Genomic DNA, 16,632 nt, shown 5'->3' with positions numbered 1-16,632 from the left:
GCGGCCCAGACCGGAATCAACATGTGCTCGGCGAGCCTGCGGCGTGGGCAGGTCGCGGATTATAGCGAAGACTGCGTCTGGCGGACACCTCGCTGTCAGCTTGCCGGTCTTTCGTGCGACGGCGGTTCTATGCCAAACTCAGCGCCTTTCGGGCTTGCCTAACAGGATTTATGCTCCCCTTGTCACCGAGTTTGCTGACCACCCTCGCCGCCGCACTTCTCTACGCCGCTGCGACCCTCTACCAGGGCACCCGCCTGGCCACTGGCGCCAAGGCCAACAAGCGCCTGCTGGTCTCGCTCGGCGTCCTCGCCGTGCTGGCCCACAGCGCAAGCCTGCTCACGCATTTATTGACGCCGATCGGTCTGGGCCTGGATTTCTTCAGCGCCTCAAGCCTGATCGCCGCCGCTGTCATCGCCCTGACCCTGCTGGCCTGCTCGCGGATTCCAGTGGAAAACCTGCTGGTGCTGCTGTTCCCGCTAGGTGCGATCACGGTGCTGCTGGCGCAGTTCGCGCCGACTGGCACGGTACAGATCATTGATGAAGAGCCAGGCATCCTCGCGCACATTCTGTTGTCGATCCTCGCCTACGGCATGTTCACCATCGCGGTTTTTCAAGCCTTGTTGCTGCTGGTGCAGGATCATCAGCTCAAGCACAAACATCCGTCCGGGCTGATCAAGAACTTCCCGCCACTGCAAACCATGGAAAGCCTGCTGTTCGGCTTCCTCTGGGCAGGCTGGACATTGCTGTCGCTGTCGCTGATCTCCGGCTGGCTGTTCGTCGAGAATCTGTTTGCGCAACACCTGGTGCATAAAACCCTGCTGGCCTGCCTGGCCTGGATCGTGTTCAGCGTCCTGCTCTGGGGCCGTAACCGCCTCGGCTGGCGCGGCCACAAGGCAATCCGCTGGACCCTCGCCGGTTTCTGCCTGCTGATGCTCGCGTATTTCGGCAGCAAACTGGTTCGTGAATACATCCTGCACATCTGACGGGCGGTATAAATGGACGGTTTGCCCATAGGGCCGATGCTCGCGGTATTTGTCCTGCTGATTCTCTGGTCGGGGCTGTTTACCGCCGTCGAAGCGGCGCAGCAGCACCTGCTTGCGCAACGCACCGCATCCCGCGCCAGCGACAAGCCGCTGGCGAAGCTCAACTTCCCGCTCGACAGCCTGATCCTCTGCAATACCCTGTGCCGCGCCCTCGCCGTCATTCTTGCCACACTGCTGGCAATCTTTCTCTGTGAAGAAAACGGCCCCTGGGCGGCTTGCCTTGGCGCCGGCGCCCTGCTGTTGGTCTTTGCCGATTATTTCCCCCGCGCGCTCGCCCAACGATACCCGGATGCGGTGTTGTCGTTTGGCAATACGCTGCTGGCAGTACCGCTGAAGGGGGTTTACCCGCTTGCTTGGCTGCTCGGCCGCATCAGTGGCTTGCTGATGCGCCCGTTCATCCGCAAGGCCCAGATGGTGCAACAGAGCGAAGACGATGTGCCGACCGAGCATCATGACGATCCGGATCATCCGGTACGCCCGCATCCGATTTCAGGCATCCATGCGCTGGACAACATCACGGTCAACGACATTCTGGTGCCGCGCAGCGATGTCGACGGCATCAACCTCGACGATCCGCTCGAAGAAATCATCGAGCAATTGCGCAAGAACCGGCGCACTCGCCTGCCGGTGTTCCACAGCGATATCAATCAGGTCGAAGCCGTACTCAACACCCGGCAGATCCGTCACCTGCTCGACAACGGCAGCCTGACCCGCGAAGCGTTGCTGGCGGCCAGTTACGAGCCGTACTTCGTTCCCGAAAGCACCCCGCTGCAACTGCAACTGCTGAACTTCCACAAGCAGCAGCGGCGCCTGGGCATGGTGGTGGACGAGTACGGCGAAGTGCTGGGGATTGTCACCCTGGAAGACATTCTCGAAGAGATCGTCGGCGAATTTGAAAGCGAGCACAGCCTCGACAACCCGCACATCCACCCGCAAGCCGATGGCCGCATGGTGATCGATGGGGCGGCGTCGATCCGCGAACTGAACAAATGCCTGGGCTGGCACCTGCCCAGCGACGGCCCCCGGACCCTCAACGGTCTGGTGACCGAGGCGCTGGAAACCATCCCGGAAAGCGCGGTGTGCCTGAAGATCGGCCGCTATCGCCTGGAGATTCTCGAAACCGAGGAGAACCGGGTGAGCAAGGTCCTGATCTGGCACACCACTTCGGCACCGGCGCTGGCCACGGCCCGCTAGCCAGCCCCTTGTTCAATCGTTAGCCACCTTCCTATAATCGCGAGGCTTACCCAAGCCCCGCCGAACCGCGTGCTTACCCCGCACCCGACCCGTTCCGGCCGGTTCACCGGCAATATCCGCATCACACCGACGACTGCTCCTACCTGAAGCAGCGATCGCGCCTCATCCCACATCCCTGGGTGCTCGACCATAATAATTCGCTCCAACGGAGCTCATGACTGTCAGGGATCACCGCATGACAACCAGTACTGCTTACAGCGACACCGCGCCGACCCAACCGGCCAACTCCGCCACCCGCGTGGCCACCGCGAGCTTCATCGGCACGGCCATCGAGTTCTACGATTTCTACGTCTACGCCACCGCCGCTGCGCTGGTGATCGGCCCGGTATTTTTCCCACAGACTTCCGGCACGGCGCAGATGCTCTCGGCATTCCTGACCTTCGGCATCGCCTTCCTCGCCCGACCTTTGGGCTCGGCGCTGTTCGGCCATTTCGGTGACCGGATCGGGCGCAAATCGACCTTGGTCGCTTCGCTGCTGCTGATGGGCGTCTGCACCACGCTGATCGGCGTTCTGCCGGGCTACGACAGCATCGGGGCCTGGGCGCCGATCCTGCTTTGTGTGCTGCGCTTCGGCCAAGGCCTGGGATTGGGTGGTGAATGGGGCGGCGCGGCGCTGCTGGCGACCGAGAATGCCCCAAAAGGCAAGCGGGCGTGGTTCGGCATGTTCCCGCAACTCGGGCCTTCGATTGGCTTTCTGGCCGCCAACGGCCTGTTCCTGACGCTGGCCATGACGCTCAATGACGAGCAATTCCGTAGCTGGGGCTGGCGGATTCCGTTCCTGCTCAGTGCGGTGCTGGTGATGGTCGGGCTGTACGTGCGCCTCAAACTCCACGAAACCCCGGTGTTCGCCAACGCCATCGCCCGTCAGGAGCGAGTGAAAGTGCCGCTGGTCGAGCTGTTCAGCCAGTACTGGGCACCCACCCTGCTGGGCGCCGCCGCCATGGTGGTGTGTTACGCACTGTTCTACATCTCGACGGTGTTTTCCCTGAGTTACGGCGTATCCACGCTGGGTTACAGCCGCGAGACCTTCCTCGGACTGCTGTGCTTCGCGGTGCTGTTCATGGCGGCCGCGACGCCGTTGTCGGCGTGGGCCAGTGACCGCTACGGGCGCAAGCCGGTGCTGATCATCGGTGGTGTGCTGGCGATTCTTTCCGGTTTTCTGATGGAGCCGTTGCTGACTCAGGGCTCGACCTGGGGCGTGGCGCTGTTCCTGTGCATCGAGCTGTTCCTGATGGGCGTGACATTCGCCCCGATGGGCGCGCTGCTGCCGGAGCTGTTTCCGACGCACGTGCGGTATACCGGCGCATCGGCGGCCTACAACCTCGGCGGTATCGTCGGAGCCTCGGCGGCGCCGTTCTTCGCGCAGAAACTGGTGGCGATGGGTGGTTTGAGTTACGTCGGCGGGTATGTATCGGGGGCAGCGGTGCTCAGCCTGATCGCTGTGCTGTGCCTGAAGGAAACGCGCAATAACGACCTGAATCAGGTTGCCTGATCTAAAAGCTTCGCGAGCAAGCTCGCTCCCACATTGTCCGTGCCACACACATAATTTGTGAGTGCCGCCGAACTTGTGGGAGCGAGCTTGCTCGCGATGGATGTGACTCGGTTTACAGCTCTACAACGACCGCCTGAGAAGCACGGGTCGCCTTGGCACGAGCGGCTTCAATCGACTCGTCACGGGCCAGTGCAACACCCATGCGGCGCTGGCCGTTGACTTCAGGCTTGCCGAACAGACGCAGCGCGGTATCCGGTTCACTCAGTGCCGCGCCGAGGTTGGCGAATGCGGTCTGGGTCGACTGACCTTCCACCAGAATCACTGCCGAAGCCGATGGGCCGAACTGACGGATCAGCGGTACCGGCAGACCGAGGATCGCCCGGGCGTGCAGGGCGAACTGCGACAGGTCCTGGGAAATCAGGGTCACCAGACCGGTGTCATGTGGACGCGGCGAGACTTCGCTGAACCACACTTGATCGCCTTTGATGAACAACTCGACGCCGAACAGGCCACGGCCGCCCAACGCTTCGGTCACGGCTTTGGCAACGCGCTCGGATTCAGCCAGTGCGATTGGGCTCATGGCCTGTGGCTGCCAGGATTCCTGATAGTCGCCCTTCTCCTGACGGTGGCCGACCGGCGCACAGAACGTAGTGCCACCGACATGACGCACGGTCAGCAGAGTGATTTCGTAGTCGAAATCGATGAAGCCTTCGATGATCACGCGACCTTTACCGGCGCGACCGCCCTCTTGTGCGTAATCCCAGGCCTTCTGCACGTCATCGGCGCTGCGCAGCAGGCTCTGGCCCTTGCCCGACGAACTCATCACCGGTTTGACGACGCACGGGAAACCCAGGTCCTGAACGGCTTTGCTGTAGTCCTCGAAGGTGTCGGCGAAGTGGTATGGCGAAGTCGGCAGATCCAGTTCTTCGGCGGCCAGACGACGGATGCCTTCGCGGTTCATGGTCAGTTGCGCGGCGCGAGCAGTCGGGATCACGGTGAAGCCTTCGGCTTCCAGCTCCACCAGGGTTGCGGTGGCGATAGCTTCGATTTCCGGCACGATGAAGTGCGGCTTCTCGGCTTCGATCACTGCACGCAGGGCGGCACCGTCGAGCATGTTGATCACGTGGCTGCGATGGGCAACCTGCATGGCCGGCGCATTGGCGTAGCGGTCGACGGCAATCACTTCAACGCCCAGGCGTTGCAGCTCGATCACCACTTCCTTGCCCAACTCACCACAGCCACACAGCAATACGCGGGTCGCGGTCGGCGACAATGGAGTTCCGATACGGGTCATCTCAGGTCCTCAAAGAAGCGGATCATCGAGGAAAGCAACGCCAGACGCGCTTTCCATGGGGAGAAAGCGCGGCATTTTACATGAACCTGAGGGTTTGGCTTCAGCCGGCGACAGCCTGTTTGCGTTCACGCCAGGCCATGATCAGCCAGACGGCGGTGACACCGGCGAACTTCGAGGCCAATGCAGTGATGAGCACTGGCGGTGTCAGCAGGTCGATCATGCCGAAGAAGATGAAGGTGTCGAGGGGAATGCTCAGCGCCGAGCTGATCCACAACCGGTCACGCAGCGGGCGCCTGGTGACGGTGAATACCAGCCAGTCGATGCACTCCGAGACCGCGAATGCCGTGGCACTGGCCAACGCGATCGACGGATCGGACGTGACATAGGACAGCACCAGCGCCGCCAGCATCGCCAGGATCGCACCGTGGCCAAAACGGATCTGCACCATGTCGCGCAAGACGAAAACCAGCCCGCCCCAGGCCGACCAGATGATGTCCAGGTGCGGTGCGGTGGAGAAGGCAAAGTTGATCAGCACGACGCTGCTGATGTAGGCGATGAGGAAAATCATGGGCGTGACCTGTCAAATTGGCGCACAGGTTACTTCAGCCCTTCGATGACGCCAATCAAATCGATTATTGCCCTGGCGTTTTGCCGATCATCCAGACCAACCCGCTCGCCTTCGCCCGCTCATGACACAACCCCAGCACCGCCCGCCGCTCGTCGTTGGTCATCCGGCTCCAGCGGGTGATCTCCTCGACCGTGCGCTGGCAACCGGTGCAAATGTCGTCTTCGTCCAGCGCGCAAATGCTCACGCACGGCGAGGCGACGGGTCTTTCCGGGGTTGTCATTCTTCCTGCTCGACCAGATCGCGCGCATAGCGCTGTGAGTTATGCACATAGTGCGCGGCGCTGGCCTCGAGCATCTTCTTCTGCGGCTCGGTGAGCTCGCGCACCACCTTGCCTGGCGAGCCCATCACCAGTGAACCGTCAGGGATTTCCTTGCCTTCGCCAATCAGCGCGTTGGCGCCGATGATGCAGTTCTTGCCGATTTTCGCGCCGTTGAGGATGACCGCGTTGATGCCGATCAGGCTGTAGTCGCCGACCGTGCAACCGTGAAGCATGGCATTGTGGCCGATGGTCACGCCGGTGCCGATGGTCAGCGGATAGCCCATGTCGGTGTGCATCACCGTGCCGTCCTGCACGTTGCTGTTCTTGCCGATCAGGATCAGTTCGTTGTCGCCGCGCAACACGGCGTTGAACCAGACGTTGGCGCCTTCTTCCAGTCTGACCTTGCCCACCAGCACGGCATTGGGGGCAACCCAGCTCTGCGGATGGGTATCGACACGGGCGTCGCCCAGGCGGTATTTCATCTTGTTTTCCTCAGGGCTCACGATGGCTGGCCATTCGAACGATGGCTTCAGGTATTGATAAAGCTTTTTGGCGGCTCATGCAGGCTGATTCTGGCGTCATAGAGCAGGTTGATCAACTCGACGATCATGATCGCCGTCAACCCCCAGATCTTGTATTCGCCGAAACGATAGCTCGGCACGTACCAACTGCGACCCTGATAGTCGATGCGGTGGGTATGTTCGCGCGGATCCTTGCGGAAGAACTCCAGCGGCACACTGAACACCGCAGCGATCTCGGCATCATTGGCCTGGTATTCGACAAAGTCGGGAATCACCCCGACATACGGCGTGACCTTGATGCCATGCAGGGAAATAAGCGGGCTGAGCGGACCGATCACTTCGACCAGCCCCGGTGGCAGGCCGATTTCTTCTTCGGCTTCGCGCAGGGCGGTGAACGTCAGGTCCGGGTCTTCCGGATCCCGTCGCCCACCGGGGAAGGCGACTTCGCCGCCGTGGGTCGAGAGCCCGCTGGCGCGCAGGGTGAGGACAAGTTCGGGTTCGTCACTGCGAGTAATCGGCACCAGGACAGCGGCCTCGGGGAAACGCGTGTCGGTCTCCAGCGTGCGCGGCGTGTGATTGCTTACCCGGTGCAGTAGCTCGTCCAGCATAAGTGTTCTCGATCGGTGCCTTGCCCTGCATCATGCACCAATCATTGCGACCGCCCAAGCCCCGGACAGGCGTCATGTCGCGAAACGACAACTTGCCGACTGACACCGCTGCACGCCAAGATAGGCGCAGCATTCAGGAACCCCAGCATGAAATTTTGCAGCCAGTGCGGCAACCCGGTGACCCAGCGCATTCCCGAAGGCGACTCGCGGCTGCGATTTGTCTGCGGCAGCTGTCAGACGATTCACTACCAGAACCCCAATATCGTGGCCGGTTGCGTGCCGACCTGGGGCAGCAAAGTCCTGCTGTGTCGCCGCGCCATCGAGCCACGCCTCGGTTACTGGACGTTGCCCGCCGGGTTCATGGAGAACGGCGAAACCATCGAGCAGGCCGCCATCCGCGAAACCGCCGAGGAAGCCTGCGCCCGGGTACGCAACCTGAGCATCTATACCCTGATCGACGTGCCGCACATCAGTCAGGTGCATGTGTTTTTCCGCGCCGAGCTGGCGGATCTGGACTTCGCCGCCGGCCCTGAAAGCCTGGAAGTGCAACTGTTCGACGAGGAAGACATTCCCTGGGACGAGCTGGCTTTTCGCACGGTGGGCCGTACCCTGGAATGCTTCTTCGCCGACCGGCGCGTCGAGGTCTATCCGGTTCGTTCCGAATCGATCCCGCCGCTCGCGCAACCGGCTATCACTTGATTTCGACGGCGGCCGGCCGATAACCGGCTAACGCAGCCCGCGACAGCGACTGCACACTCTCTATAAATAAAGTATCTGCTTCATATCTGGGGAATCGTTTCAATGCGCTGGTTGCTTGCCCTGTTCTGCCTGTCGTTCGTCACCGTCTCCCAAGCGTCATTCGTGACCACCGTGACGCCTTCAAACACCCCGCTCATCGAAAAAGTACTGGTGCTCAAATCGGCCCATCAACTGCAGTTGATCGCCGACGGCAAGCCACTCAAGAGCTATCGCATTTCCCTGGGCAAAGGCGCGAAAAAGGGTCCGAAGCTGATTGAGGGCGACAAACGCACGCCGGAAGGTTTCTATTGGATCGACTGGCGCAAGACCAGCGACAAATTCAACCTGTCGATGCACATCTCCTACCCGAACATCAGCGACTCCGCCCGCGCCCGTCGCGAAGGCGTCGAGCCTGGCGGGATGATCATGATCCACGGTACGCCGGACTCCGAGGACAACCCCGAGCAACTGTTCCACACCCTGGACTGGACCGACGGCTGCATCGCCATGCGCAACGTCGACATGCGCGAAGTCTGGAACCTGGTGCCGGACGGCACGATGATCGAAATCCGCCCTTGAGTCTGTGACCGGAGCGCTTGCGCTCTGAGGGCCGCAAAGCGGCCCTATCTCCCGACCATTGGTCGCTCGCAAAAAATAAATCAAAAAGATCGCAGCCTGCGGCAACGTCTGAACGGTGATACCACTTTCACCCGCCAGAACTGCCGCAGACTGCGATCTTTTGCTTTGCCGCCCCCACCTCTAATACCACTTGAAACCACCCATCCTCAAACACCCGAACCCAAAGGACTACAGGCGTTTCCGACGCGTTGACATGGTATGCAAGTGGTATTAGTTTTCGCCGCACTACCGAGCGACAACAATCCTATTCAGCGCCGGAAATGCCTTACATGAACGACCTCCACGCCCTACGCCCAGACGACTCCCAGCCGACGCCGCTGTACCTGCAACTGGCGCGCAACCTGGAAGCGGCGATCCATGCAGGCCAGTGGAAAGCCGAACAGGCAATGCCCTCGGAGCGCAATCTGAGCGAGATGCTGGGGATTTCCCGGGTCACCGCCCGCAAGGCGCTGGAAGTCCTGCTCGATCAGGGTTTGATCCGACGCCTGCAAGGCTCCGGCACCTTCATCACCCCGCGCCTTGAACAACCGCTGTCGCGCCTGTCGGGTTTCAGCGAGATGCTGCGTCTCAAGGGGTTCGTACCCAGCTCGCAATGGCTCGAGCGGGAAATCTCCCTGCCCACCCACGAAGAACTGATCCGACTCGGTCTGTCGCCGAACGACAAGGTCGCGCGCATGAAACGCCTGCGCAAAGCCGACGACACGGTGATGGCCATCGAGATGAGCACCCTGCCCGCCTCGATCATGCCCAAGCCACAGGTGGTGGGCGATTCCCTCTACGAACACCTCGACAGCATCGGCAAACCGATCGTGCGCGCGTTGCAGCACATCCAGGCGATCAACGCCTCGGACGAGTTCGCCGCACTCGTCGGCATCGCCCCCGGCACCGCGATGCTGCTGATGACCCGGGTCGGCTACCTGGAAGACAACACGCCGATCGAAGTCACCGACACCTATTGCCGCAACGACTACTACGACTTTGTTGCAGAGCTTCGCCGCTGATCAGCAGGCAGGCCAAACGAGAGAAGCGAAATGTCTGAAGACAACATCCTCACCGCTGACGGCTGGGTTCGCGGCCGGCTGATCCACGAACACGGCAGAGTCGTGTCGATCGAAGGCGAACCTTGCGATCCGGCGACCAATGACTTGCCGTATCTGCTGCCGGGTTTCATCGATCTGCACGTCCACGGCGGTGGCGGCAAGGACATCATGGAAGGTGCCAGCGCGTTCGAAACCATCACCAGGACCCACGTGCGCTTCGGTACCACCTCGCTGTTGGCCACTACCATGACCGCGCCGAGTGTCGAGATTGCCAGCGTGCTCAAGGAAGTCGGCGAATTCTGCGAGCAGCGTCCGAAAGGCGCCGCACGGGTGCTCGGCGTTCACCTTGAAGGTCCGTACATCAATCCCGGCAAACTCGGCGCCCAACCGAACTTCGCCCACACCGCGTTGATGGCCGAAGTTGAAGAGTATCTGGCACTCGCGCCGATTCGGGTGATCACTATCGCCCCGGAAATCGCCGGCCATGACGGTTTGATTCGTGAGTTGAGCAGCCGTGGCATCCGCATGCAGATCGGCCACACCCTCGGCAGTTACGAGGAAGGCGTCGCCGCGCTCGAAGCCGGCGCCACCAGCTTCACGCATTTGTACAACGCCATGAGCCCGCTGCACCACCGCGAGCCGGGCATCGTCGGCGCGGCACTGGCCCACGCCAAATTCGCCGAACTGATTCCGGACTTGCTGCACGTACACCCCGGCGCGATCCGCGTCGCCCTGCGCTCGATTCCGTGCCTGTACTGCGTGACCGATTCGACCGCCGCCGCCGGCATGCCCGACGGCGAGTACAAGCTCGGCAGCCACACCGTCACCAAATGCCTGGGCGGCGTGCGCCTGCCCGACGGCACCTTGGCCGGCAGCACCCTGACCATGGATCAGGCCCTGCGCAATCTGGTGAAGATCGGTCTGCCGATCGCCGAGGCCTCGCAACGTCTTTCGCAATTCCCCGCCGACTACCTCGGCATCACCGAACGCGGACGCCTGCAACCCGGCGCCTGGGCCGACTGCGTGCGGCTGGATCGCTCACTCACACTGACCGCCGTCATGGTCGAAGGAGAAGACATTGACTTCAAAAATGCTTGAGGAGGCGCTGTCCTCGTTCGAGGCCGTGCAAGCCCAACTGCAACAACTCGATCCGCACATGATCGAGATCGCCGGGCGCCTGCGTCGTCAGCCGCCGCAAGTGGCGATGACCGTTGCCCGTGGCAGCTCCGACCATGCAGCGAGCTACTTCGCCTACCTGACCATGCAGCAACTGGGGATTCCGGTGGCGTCGCTGCCGATGTCGGTGGTGACCATGCAGCAGGCGCCGCTGAAGGTCAGCGGTCAGGTCGCGTTCGCGTTTTCCCAGTCGGGCCAGAGCCCGGACCTGGTCAACAGCCTGCGCCTGCTGCGCAAGCGCGGTGCCCTGAGCGTGTCGATGGTCAACGCCGCCGATTCGCCGCTGGAAGCTGCCTGTGAATTCAGCCTGCCGTTGCTGGCCGGCACCGAAAGCAGCGTCGCCGCGACCAAGAGCTTCATCGCTACCCTCAGCGCCAGCGCCCGTCTGATCGCGCACTGGAAAGAAGACAGCGAATTGCTGGAAGCACACAACGCCCTGCCCGAAGGCCTGCGCGAAGCCGCGCAACAGGACTGGAGCCTGGCCATCGACGCCCTGCGCGATTGCGAGCGGTTGATGGTGATCGGCCGTGGCGCTGGTTTCGCCATCGCTCAGGAAGCCGCACTGAAATTCAAGGAAACCTCGGCGATCCAGGCCGAAGCCTTCAGCAGCGCCGAAGTCCGTCACGGCCCGATGGCCCTGATCGACGAACATTACCCGCTGCTGGTGTTCGCCCCGCGCGGTGCCGAACAGGCCGGCCTGCTGAGCCTGGCGGCCGAAATGCGCCAGCGCGGCGCCCGCGTGCTGCTGGCCGCGCCGGATGATGTCAGCGAACGTGACCTGACCTTGAGCCGTGCCGAGCACCCGGCGCTCGATCCGATCCTGGCGATCCAGAGTTTCTACGTGATGGCAGCCGGTCTGGCCGTGGCCCGTGGCATGGACCCGGATCAGCCGCGACACCTGAGCAAAGTCACCCGTACGCACTGAGTCCGAACCGAACGTTTTCCTGATGAGACCGAGCCATGCACAACAACAATAAAGAGCTGACTTTAAGCGCCCCGCTCAGCGGCCCGGTGCTCACGCTCGCCAAAGTCCCGGACGCGGTGTTCGCCAGCGGCGCGATGGGCGACGGCATTGCCATCGATCCGCTGAACGATACCTTGTATTCGCCCTGCGCCGGCGTGGTGATCCACGTCGCCCGCACCGGCCACGCACTGACCGTGCGCGCTGACAACGGCGCCGAGCTGTTGTTGCACCTCGGCCTGGACACGGTGGAGTTGCAGGGCGAAGGGTTCTCGATGCTGGTCAAGGAAGGCGCGCGGGTCAGCAGTGGCCAGCCGTTGTTGCGCTATGACCTGGACAAGGTCGGCCGCCAGTGCAAAAGCCTGGTCAGCCTGTTGATCCTGACCAACAGCCAGGATTTCCAGGCGCGCCCCATTACGCTGAAAACGGTGAAGGTCGGTGAACCTCTGCTGCACATCGTCGCTCGTCGCAGCGTTGCGGCGAACATCGAAGAACCTGGCGGCCCGGAAGTTCACGGTCACGTGCGGATCGCCCATCGCGGTGGTCTGCATGCACGCCCGGCGGCGTTGATCCGCCAGACAGCGCAAGGTTTCAAGAGCCAGTCGCAGCTGCATTTCGCCGGCAAATCGGCGCCGTGCAACAGCCTCATCGGTTTGATGGGCCTGGCGATTGGCGAGCAGGACGAAGTGCAGGTCAGTTGCCAGGGCCCCGACGCACAGGCGGCGTTGCAAGCCTTGCTCACCGCATTGGCCACCGCCCTGCCCGAAGATCATCATGCCGCCGCGCCGGTTGCCTCCGCCCCACGTAATCGTCCGGCCGAGGCTGGCGTGTTGCACGGTGTTTGCGCCGCACCGGGCCTGGTCGGCGGGTCGCTGTTTCGCTTGAACGCAATCAGCCTGCCAGCCGACAGTGGCAATCATCAGCCCGAGCAACAGTTGCAGATTCTCGACACCGCCCTGAATCAGGTTCGCAGCGAAATCAACAGCACCCTCGCCCAGGCGAAAAAACAGCGTAATGCCGACGAAGAAGCGATTTTCGCCGCGCACCTGGCCTTGCTTGAAGACCCGGCCCTGCTCGACGCTGCGCAGCAATCAATTGAAACCGGCACGGCGGCGACCCACGCCTGGAGCCAATCCATCGACGCGCAATGCGAGGTACTGCAAAACACCGGCAGCCCGCTGCTGGCCGAGCGCGCCAACGATCTGCGCGACCTCAGGCAACGGGTGCTGCGCGCGCTGCTTGGCGAAGCCTGGCAATACGACGTGCCGGCCGGCGCCATTGTCGCCGCCCACGAACTGACGCCGTCGGACTTGCTGCAACTGAGCGCGCAAGGCGTCGCGGGCTTGTGCATGGCTGAAGGTGGTGCGACTTCCCACGTGGCGATTCTGGCCCGAGGCAAAGGCCTGCCGTGCATGGTTGCACTGGGCTCGGCGCTGCTCGACCAAGCACAAGGCCAATCGGTGGTCCTCGACGCCGACGGCGGTCGCCTCGAACTGACGCCGAATGCCGAGCGTCTGGCCGAAGTCCAGCAAGCGCAGATCGACCGACAGCAACGGCGCAATGCCCAGCAAGCCAAAGCCCATCTGCCGGCCGAAACCCGCAACGGCGTCGCTATCGAAGTGGTCGCCAACGTCGCCTCCAGCCATGAAGCGGCGGATGCATTTGCCAACGGCGCCGATGGCGTCGGCCTGCTGCGTACCGAGTTCCTGTTCGTCGACCGCCACACTGCACCGGATGTCGAAGAGCAACGCGCCGCCTATCAAGCCGTGATCGATGCCATGGGCGACAAGTCGGTAATCATCCGCACCATCGACGTCGGCGGCGACAAACAACTCGACTACCTGCCACTGCCGGTCGAAGCCAACCCGGTGCTCGGTCTGCGCGGTATTCGTCTGGCCCAGGCCCGCCCGGAAATCCTCGATCAGCAACTGCGCGCCCTGCTGCAAGTCAGCCCGTTGCAGCGCTGCCGGATCCTGTTGCCGATGGTGACCGAAGTCGACGAACTGCTGCACATCCGCCAGCGGGTCGATGCGCTGTGTCTGGAGCTGGGCATCAATCAACGTCCGGAAATCGGCGTGATGATCGAAGTTCCGGCCGCTGCGCTGCAGGCTGAACAACTGGCCGAGCACGCGGACTTCCTGTCCATCGGCACCAACGACCTGTCGCAATACACCCTGGCCATGGACCGCGACCACGCCGGCCTCGCCGCACGGGTCGATGCCTTGCACCCGGCGCTGCTGCGCCTGATCGCCATGACCTGCGACGGCGCGGCGCTGCATAAACGCTGGGTCGGCGTGTGCGGCGCCCTCGCCTCGGATCCGCTGGCGACGCCGGTGTTGATCGGCCTGGGCGTGACCGAACTGTCGGTGAGCCCGGTACAGATCGGCGAAATCAAGGACCGCGTGCGCCAGCTGCACGAAGCCGAATGCCAACGCCTCGCCCGGGACTTGCTCAAGCTGAGCAGCGCCGCCGCGGTGCGGCATGCCTGTCATCAACACTGGCCTCTGCGCTAACAAAAACAACAAGGACAAACGCCATGTACCAACTCTTCATCGAAAGCCTGCAACGCCTCGGCCGGGCGCTGATGCTGCCAATCGCGATCCTGCCGATCGCCGGCCTGCTGCTGCGCCTGGGCGACACCGACCTCCTGAACATCGCGATCATCCACGACGCCGGTCAGGTGATCTTCGCCAACCTGGCAATGATCTTCGCCATCGGCATCGCGGTCGGGTTTGCCAAGGACAACAACGGCACCGCCGGTTTGGCCGGGGTGATTGGTTACCTGGTGATGATCTCCACCCTCAAGGTGCTCGACGCGAGCATCAACATGGGCATGCTCGCCGGGATCGTCAGCGGCCTGATGGCCGGCGCGCTGTACAACCGTTTCAAGGACATCAAGCTGCCGGAGTACCTGGCGTTCTTCGGCGGCCGGCGCTTCGTCCCCATCGTCACCGGTTTCAGCGCGGTCGGCCTGGGCGTGCTGTTCGGCTACATCTGGCCGCCGATCCAACACGGCATCAACAGCTTCGGCACCCTGCTGATGGAAAGCGGCAGCTTCGGCGCCTTCGTCTTTGGCGTGTTCAACCGCCTGCTGATCGTCACCGGCCTGCACCACATCCTCAACAACATGGCGTGGTTCGTGTTCGGCAACTTTACCGACCCGACCACCGGCGCACTGGTCACCGGTGACCTGTCCCGCTATTTCGCCGGCGACCCTAAAGGCGGCCAGTTCATGACCGGAATGTTCCCGGTCATGATCTTCGGCCTCCCCGCCGCCTGCCTGGCGATGTACCGCAACGCCCTGCCGGAGCGGCGCAAAGTCATGGGCGGGATCTTCCTGTCGATGGCCCTGACCGCGTTTCTCACCGGCGTCACCGAACCCATCGAATTCGCCTTCATGTTCCTCGCTCCGCTGCTGTTTCTTCTGCATGCGCTACTGACCGGCCTGTCGATGGCAATCACCAATGCGCTGAACATCCACTTGGGCTTCACCTTCTCCGGCGGTTTCATCGACATGGTGCTGGGCTGGGGACGCTCGACCAACGGCTGGCTGGTGGTGCCGGTGGGCCTGGTTTATGCGGTCATGTACTACGCGGTGTTCGACGTCTGCATTCGCCGCTTCAACCTGAAAACCCCGGGACGCGAAGACGTCGCCACCGCAGACAAAGCGGTCCTGACCGAAAACGAACGCGCCGGCGCTTACATCAAGGCACTCGGTGGCGCGGAGAATCTGGTGACTGTCGGCGCATGCACCACGCGGCTGCGCCTGGAAATGGTGGATCGCAACAAAGCCTCGGACGCCGATCTGAAAGCGCTGGGCGCGATGGCCGTTGTGCGTCCGGGCAAGGGCGGGAGCTTGCAGGTGGTTGTCGGGCCGATGGCCGACAGCATTGCCGACGAAATCCGTCTGGCAATGCCCGCATTGGGCCGAACCGTAATGACTGCCCCTGTCGACGTCGTTGAAACCAGCGAGCCCGTCACAGTCTCCACACCCCAGGCCCAGCAATGGCTGACTGCTCTGGGCGGCAGCGACAACGTGCTGCAACTGGACTGCATCGCCATGAGCCGGATTCGCCTGCAACTGGCCGATGGCAAGGCGCTGTCGGAAAGCCGATTGAAAGAGCTTGGATGTCTGGGTGTGAGCGCACTGGAAGATGGCGTATGGCACTTGCTGGTGGGCGAGCGGGCGCAGAGTTTGAGTGCGGCGCTGGAGGGGTTGGTTAATCGGAGTGAGGTGAGTGCGAAGGTTTAGGTCCACCACTCAACACGATGAGCGTTAGCTCGAGTAAGGCTCTTGATCTTTTGGCCCCATCGGCAGGCTGAGTGGAGGGATTTATCCGGGGGTGGGAGCGCAGCGACCGTGCGGCGCAGCCGCATGCATCGAGAGGAGGTGCAGCGAAGCAAACCGTAGGCGATGCCCCCGGATGAATCCCGGAACGAAGGAACGCCGAGCCACAGCGAGGCGCCGAACGCAGGGGCCCAGCGTTTTTGGTTACTTTTTTGGCGTTTGAAAAAAGTGACTCGCCGTAAGGGCGAAACCATAAGAAGCCGTTACCGCAGCAACGGATATTCACTCAATCCCAACCCCAACCCCAAACCCAAAAAACCAAAAAACCCGCTGAAATCACTCTCAGCGGGTTTCCCGTTTCAGCAGCCAAGGAGGATCAAAAATCCTCCAGTCGCCACACTTCATAAGCCGGCGTCTCGTAGGGATGGCTCAACTTAAGAGCCGCCACTACCGAGTGAATCAACTCATCGCCAACAACAAGCTCAACCTTCCACTCCTCGACCCGCTCAACCTGCCCCGCCTCGCCAATGAACGGCTGACTGCCGTCCAGAGGCCGAAACTGACCAGATCCAAGCACCTGCCAGGCACAGTGGTCATAGTCACCGATCCGCCCGCCACCGGCCGCGAATACGGCGTCCTTGACCACCTCGACATGGCTGTCGGGAACAAAAAACGCGAGCTTGTACACAGC

The 16,632-nt window shown here is 62.3% G+C and carries 16 protein-coding genes; 10 read left to right on the top strand and 6 right to left on the bottom strand.

Going from position 1 to position 16,632, the window contains the following annotated elements; genetic code table 11:
• The first annotated feature begins 170 nt into the window (after positions 1-170).
• From CAF79_RS07265 to CAF79_RS07250, 3 genes are all read left to right on the top strand, one after another.
• Positions 171-983, top strand: a complete 813-nt coding sequence (locus CAF79_RS07265; RefSeq protein WP_085697265.1) for an inner membrane protein YpjD — start codon at positions 171-173, stop codon at positions 981-983.
• A 12-nt stretch (positions 984-995) separates the two neighbouring features.
• Positions 996-2,237, top strand: a complete 1,242-nt coding sequence (locus tag CAF79_RS07260; protein WP_085697264.1) for a transporter associated domain-containing protein — start codon at positions 996-998, stop codon at positions 2,235-2,237.
• Between the two features lie 235 nt (positions 2,238-2,472).
• Positions 2,473-3,789, top strand: a complete 1,317-nt coding sequence (locus CAF79_RS07250) for an MFS transporter (RefSeq protein WP_085697262.1) — start codon at positions 2,473-2,475, stop codon at positions 3,787-3,789.
• A gap of 112 nt (positions 3,790-3,901) precedes the next feature.
• Here the strand turns inward: CAF79_RS07250 and purT are convergent, their stop codons facing one another.
• The 5 genes from purT to CAF79_RS07225 all read right to left on the bottom strand — a co-directional run bounded on the left by purT (position 3,902) and on the right by CAF79_RS07225 (position 7,099).
• Positions 3,902-5,083, bottom strand: a complete 1,182-nt coding sequence (gene purT / locus CAF79_RS07245; protein ID WP_085697261.1) for a formate-dependent phosphoribosylglycinamide formyltransferase — start codon at positions 5,081-5,083, stop codon at positions 3,902-3,904.
• 100 nt (positions 5,084-5,183) lie between these two features.
• Positions 5,184-5,651, bottom strand: a complete 468-nt coding sequence (locus CAF79_RS07240; RefSeq protein WP_085697260.1) for a preQ0 transporter — start codon at positions 5,649-5,651, stop codon at positions 5,184-5,186.
• 64 nt (positions 5,652-5,715) lie between these two features.
• Complete coding sequence (locus CAF79_RS07235; protein ID WP_085697259.1) at positions 5,716-5,931, bottom strand: DUF1289 domain-containing protein; 216 nt, start codon at positions 5,929-5,931, stop codon at positions 5,716-5,718.
• Positions 5,928-6,452, bottom strand: coding sequence for a gamma carbonic anhydrase family protein (locus CAF79_RS07230; RefSeq protein WP_085697258.1), 525 nt, complete (start codon positions 6,450-6,452; stop codon positions 5,928-5,930). Before CAF79_RS07230 ends, CAF79_RS07235 begins: the two co-directional genes overlap by 4 nt.
• Before the next feature lie 47 nt (positions 6,453-6,499).
• A complete protein-coding gene (locus CAF79_RS07225; RefSeq protein ID WP_085697257.1) occupies positions 6,500-7,099 on the bottom strand; it encodes a CoA pyrophosphatase in 600 nt (199 codons plus the stop codon).
• A 147-nt stretch (positions 7,100-7,246) separates the two neighbouring features.
• Here CAF79_RS07225 and CAF79_RS07220 point away from each other — a divergent pair, with 147 nt between their 5' ends.
• The 7 genes from CAF79_RS07220 to nagE all read left to right on the top strand — a co-directional run bounded on the left by CAF79_RS07220 (position 7,247) and on the right by nagE (position 15,905).
• Positions 7,247-7,798, top strand: coding sequence for an NUDIX hydrolase (locus tag CAF79_RS07220; protein WP_085697256.1), 552 nt, complete (start codon positions 7,247-7,249; stop codon positions 7,796-7,798).
• A 102-nt stretch (positions 7,799-7,900) separates the two neighbouring features.
• Positions 7,901-8,416, top strand: a complete 516-nt coding sequence (locus CAF79_RS07215) for a murein L,D-transpeptidase family protein (protein WP_007954614.1) — start codon at positions 7,901-7,903, stop codon at positions 8,414-8,416.
• Between the two features lie 329 nt (positions 8,417-8,745).
• Positions 8,746-9,477, top strand: coding sequence for a GntR family transcriptional regulator (locus CAF79_RS07210; protein ID WP_085697255.1), 732 nt, complete (start codon positions 8,746-8,748; stop codon positions 9,475-9,477).
• A gap of 30 nt (positions 9,478-9,507) precedes the next feature.
• Positions 9,508-10,614 (top strand): N-acetylglucosamine-6-phosphate deacetylase, encoded by a 1,107-nt coding sequence (nagA, locus tag CAF79_RS07205; protein WP_085697254.1) that lies wholly within the window; start codon positions 9,508-9,510, stop codon positions 10,612-10,614.
• Positions 10,595-11,617 (top strand): SIS domain-containing protein, encoded by a 1,023-nt coding sequence (locus CAF79_RS07200; protein ID WP_139832564.1) that lies wholly within the window; start codon positions 10,595-10,597, stop codon positions 11,615-11,617. The genes nagA and CAF79_RS07200 overlap by 20 nt, the downstream gene beginning before the upstream one ends.
• Positions 11,618-11,652: 35 nt before the next feature.
• The gene (gene ptsP / locus CAF79_RS07195) at positions 11,653-14,166 is read left to right on the top strand and encodes a phosphoenolpyruvate--protein phosphotransferase (RefSeq protein WP_085697252.1); all 2,514 of its coding nucleotides are present in this window, start codon (positions 11,653-11,655) and stop codon (positions 14,164-14,166) included.
• Positions 14,167-14,189: 23 nt separating this feature from the next.
• On the top strand, positions 14,190-15,905 hold the full coding sequence (nagE, locus tag CAF79_RS07190; RefSeq protein ID WP_085697251.1) for an N-acetylglucosamine-specific PTS transporter subunit IIBC: 1,716 nt from the start codon (positions 14,190-14,192) through the stop codon (positions 15,903-15,905).
• A gap of 412 nt (positions 15,906-16,317) precedes the next feature.
• On the opposite strand, the gene CAF79_RS07185 is transcribed toward nagE, so the two are convergent.
• Positions 16,318-16,629: a YqfO family protein gene (locus CAF79_RS07185; protein WP_085697250.1), complete on the bottom strand. Its 312-nt coding sequence runs from the start codon at positions 16,627-16,629 to the stop codon at positions 16,318-16,320.
• Positions 16,630-16,632: the final 3 nt, after the last annotated feature.

This window comes from Pseudomonas sp. B26(2017), assembly GCF_002113045.1.
GTDB lineage: Bacteria > Pseudomonadota > Gammaproteobacteria > Pseudomonadales > Pseudomonadaceae > Aquipseudomonas.
The sequence above is the reverse complement of the archived record's forward strand: the minus strand, read 5'-3'. Positions and strand labels throughout refer to the sequence as shown.

Bases quoted from the DNA above. Each gene is read 5' to 3' on its own strand.
- CAF79_RS07240 (WP_085697260.1), bottom strand. From the start codon at position 5,651: ATGATTTTCCTCATCGCCTACATCAGCAGCGTCGTGCTGATCAACTTT.
- CAF79_RS07225 (WP_085697257.1), bottom strand. From the start codon at position 7,099: ATGCTGGACGAGCTACTGCACCGGGTAAGCAATCACACGCCGCGCACG.
- nagA (WP_085697254.1), top strand. From the start codon at position 9,508: ATGTCTGAAGACAACATCCTCACCGCTGACGGCTGGGTTCGCGGCCGG.
- ptsP (WP_085697252.1), top strand. From the start codon at position 11,653: ATGCACAACAACAATAAAGAGCTGACTTTAAGCGCCCCGCTCAGCGGC.
- CAF79_RS07235 (WP_085697259.1), bottom strand. From the start codon at position 5,931: ATGACAACCCCGGAAAGACCCGTCGCCTCGCCGTGCGTGAGCATTTGC.
- CAF79_RS07265 (WP_085697265.1), top strand. From the start codon at position 171: ATGCTCCCCTTGTCACCGAGTTTGCTGACCACCCTCGCCGCCGCACTT.
- CAF79_RS07215 (WP_007954614.1), top strand. From the start codon at position 7,901: ATGCGCTGGTTGCTTGCCCTGTTCTGCCTGTCGTTCGTCACCGTCTCC.
- CAF79_RS07220 (WP_085697256.1), top strand. From the start codon at position 7,247: ATGAAATTTTGCAGCCAGTGCGGCAACCCGGTGACCCAGCGCATTCCC.
- CAF79_RS07250 (WP_085697262.1), top strand. From the start codon at position 2,473: ATGACAACCAGTACTGCTTACAGCGACACCGCGCCGACCCAACCGGCC.
- nagE (WP_085697251.1), top strand. From the start codon at position 14,190: ATGTACCAACTCTTCATCGAAAGCCTGCAACGCCTCGGCCGGGCGCTG.
- CAF79_RS07210 (WP_085697255.1), top strand. From the start codon at position 8,746: ATGAACGACCTCCACGCCCTACGCCCAGACGACTCCCAGCCGACGCCG.
- CAF79_RS07260 (WP_085697264.1), top strand. From the start codon at position 996: ATGGACGGTTTGCCCATAGGGCCGATGCTCGCGGTATTTGTCCTGCTG.
- purT (WP_085697261.1), bottom strand. From the start codon at position 5,083: ATGACCCGTATCGGAACTCCATTGTCGCCGACCGCGACCCGCGTATTG.
- CAF79_RS07230 (WP_085697258.1), bottom strand. From the start codon at position 6,452: ATGAAATACCGCCTGGGCGACGCCCGTGTCGATACCCATCCGCAGAGC.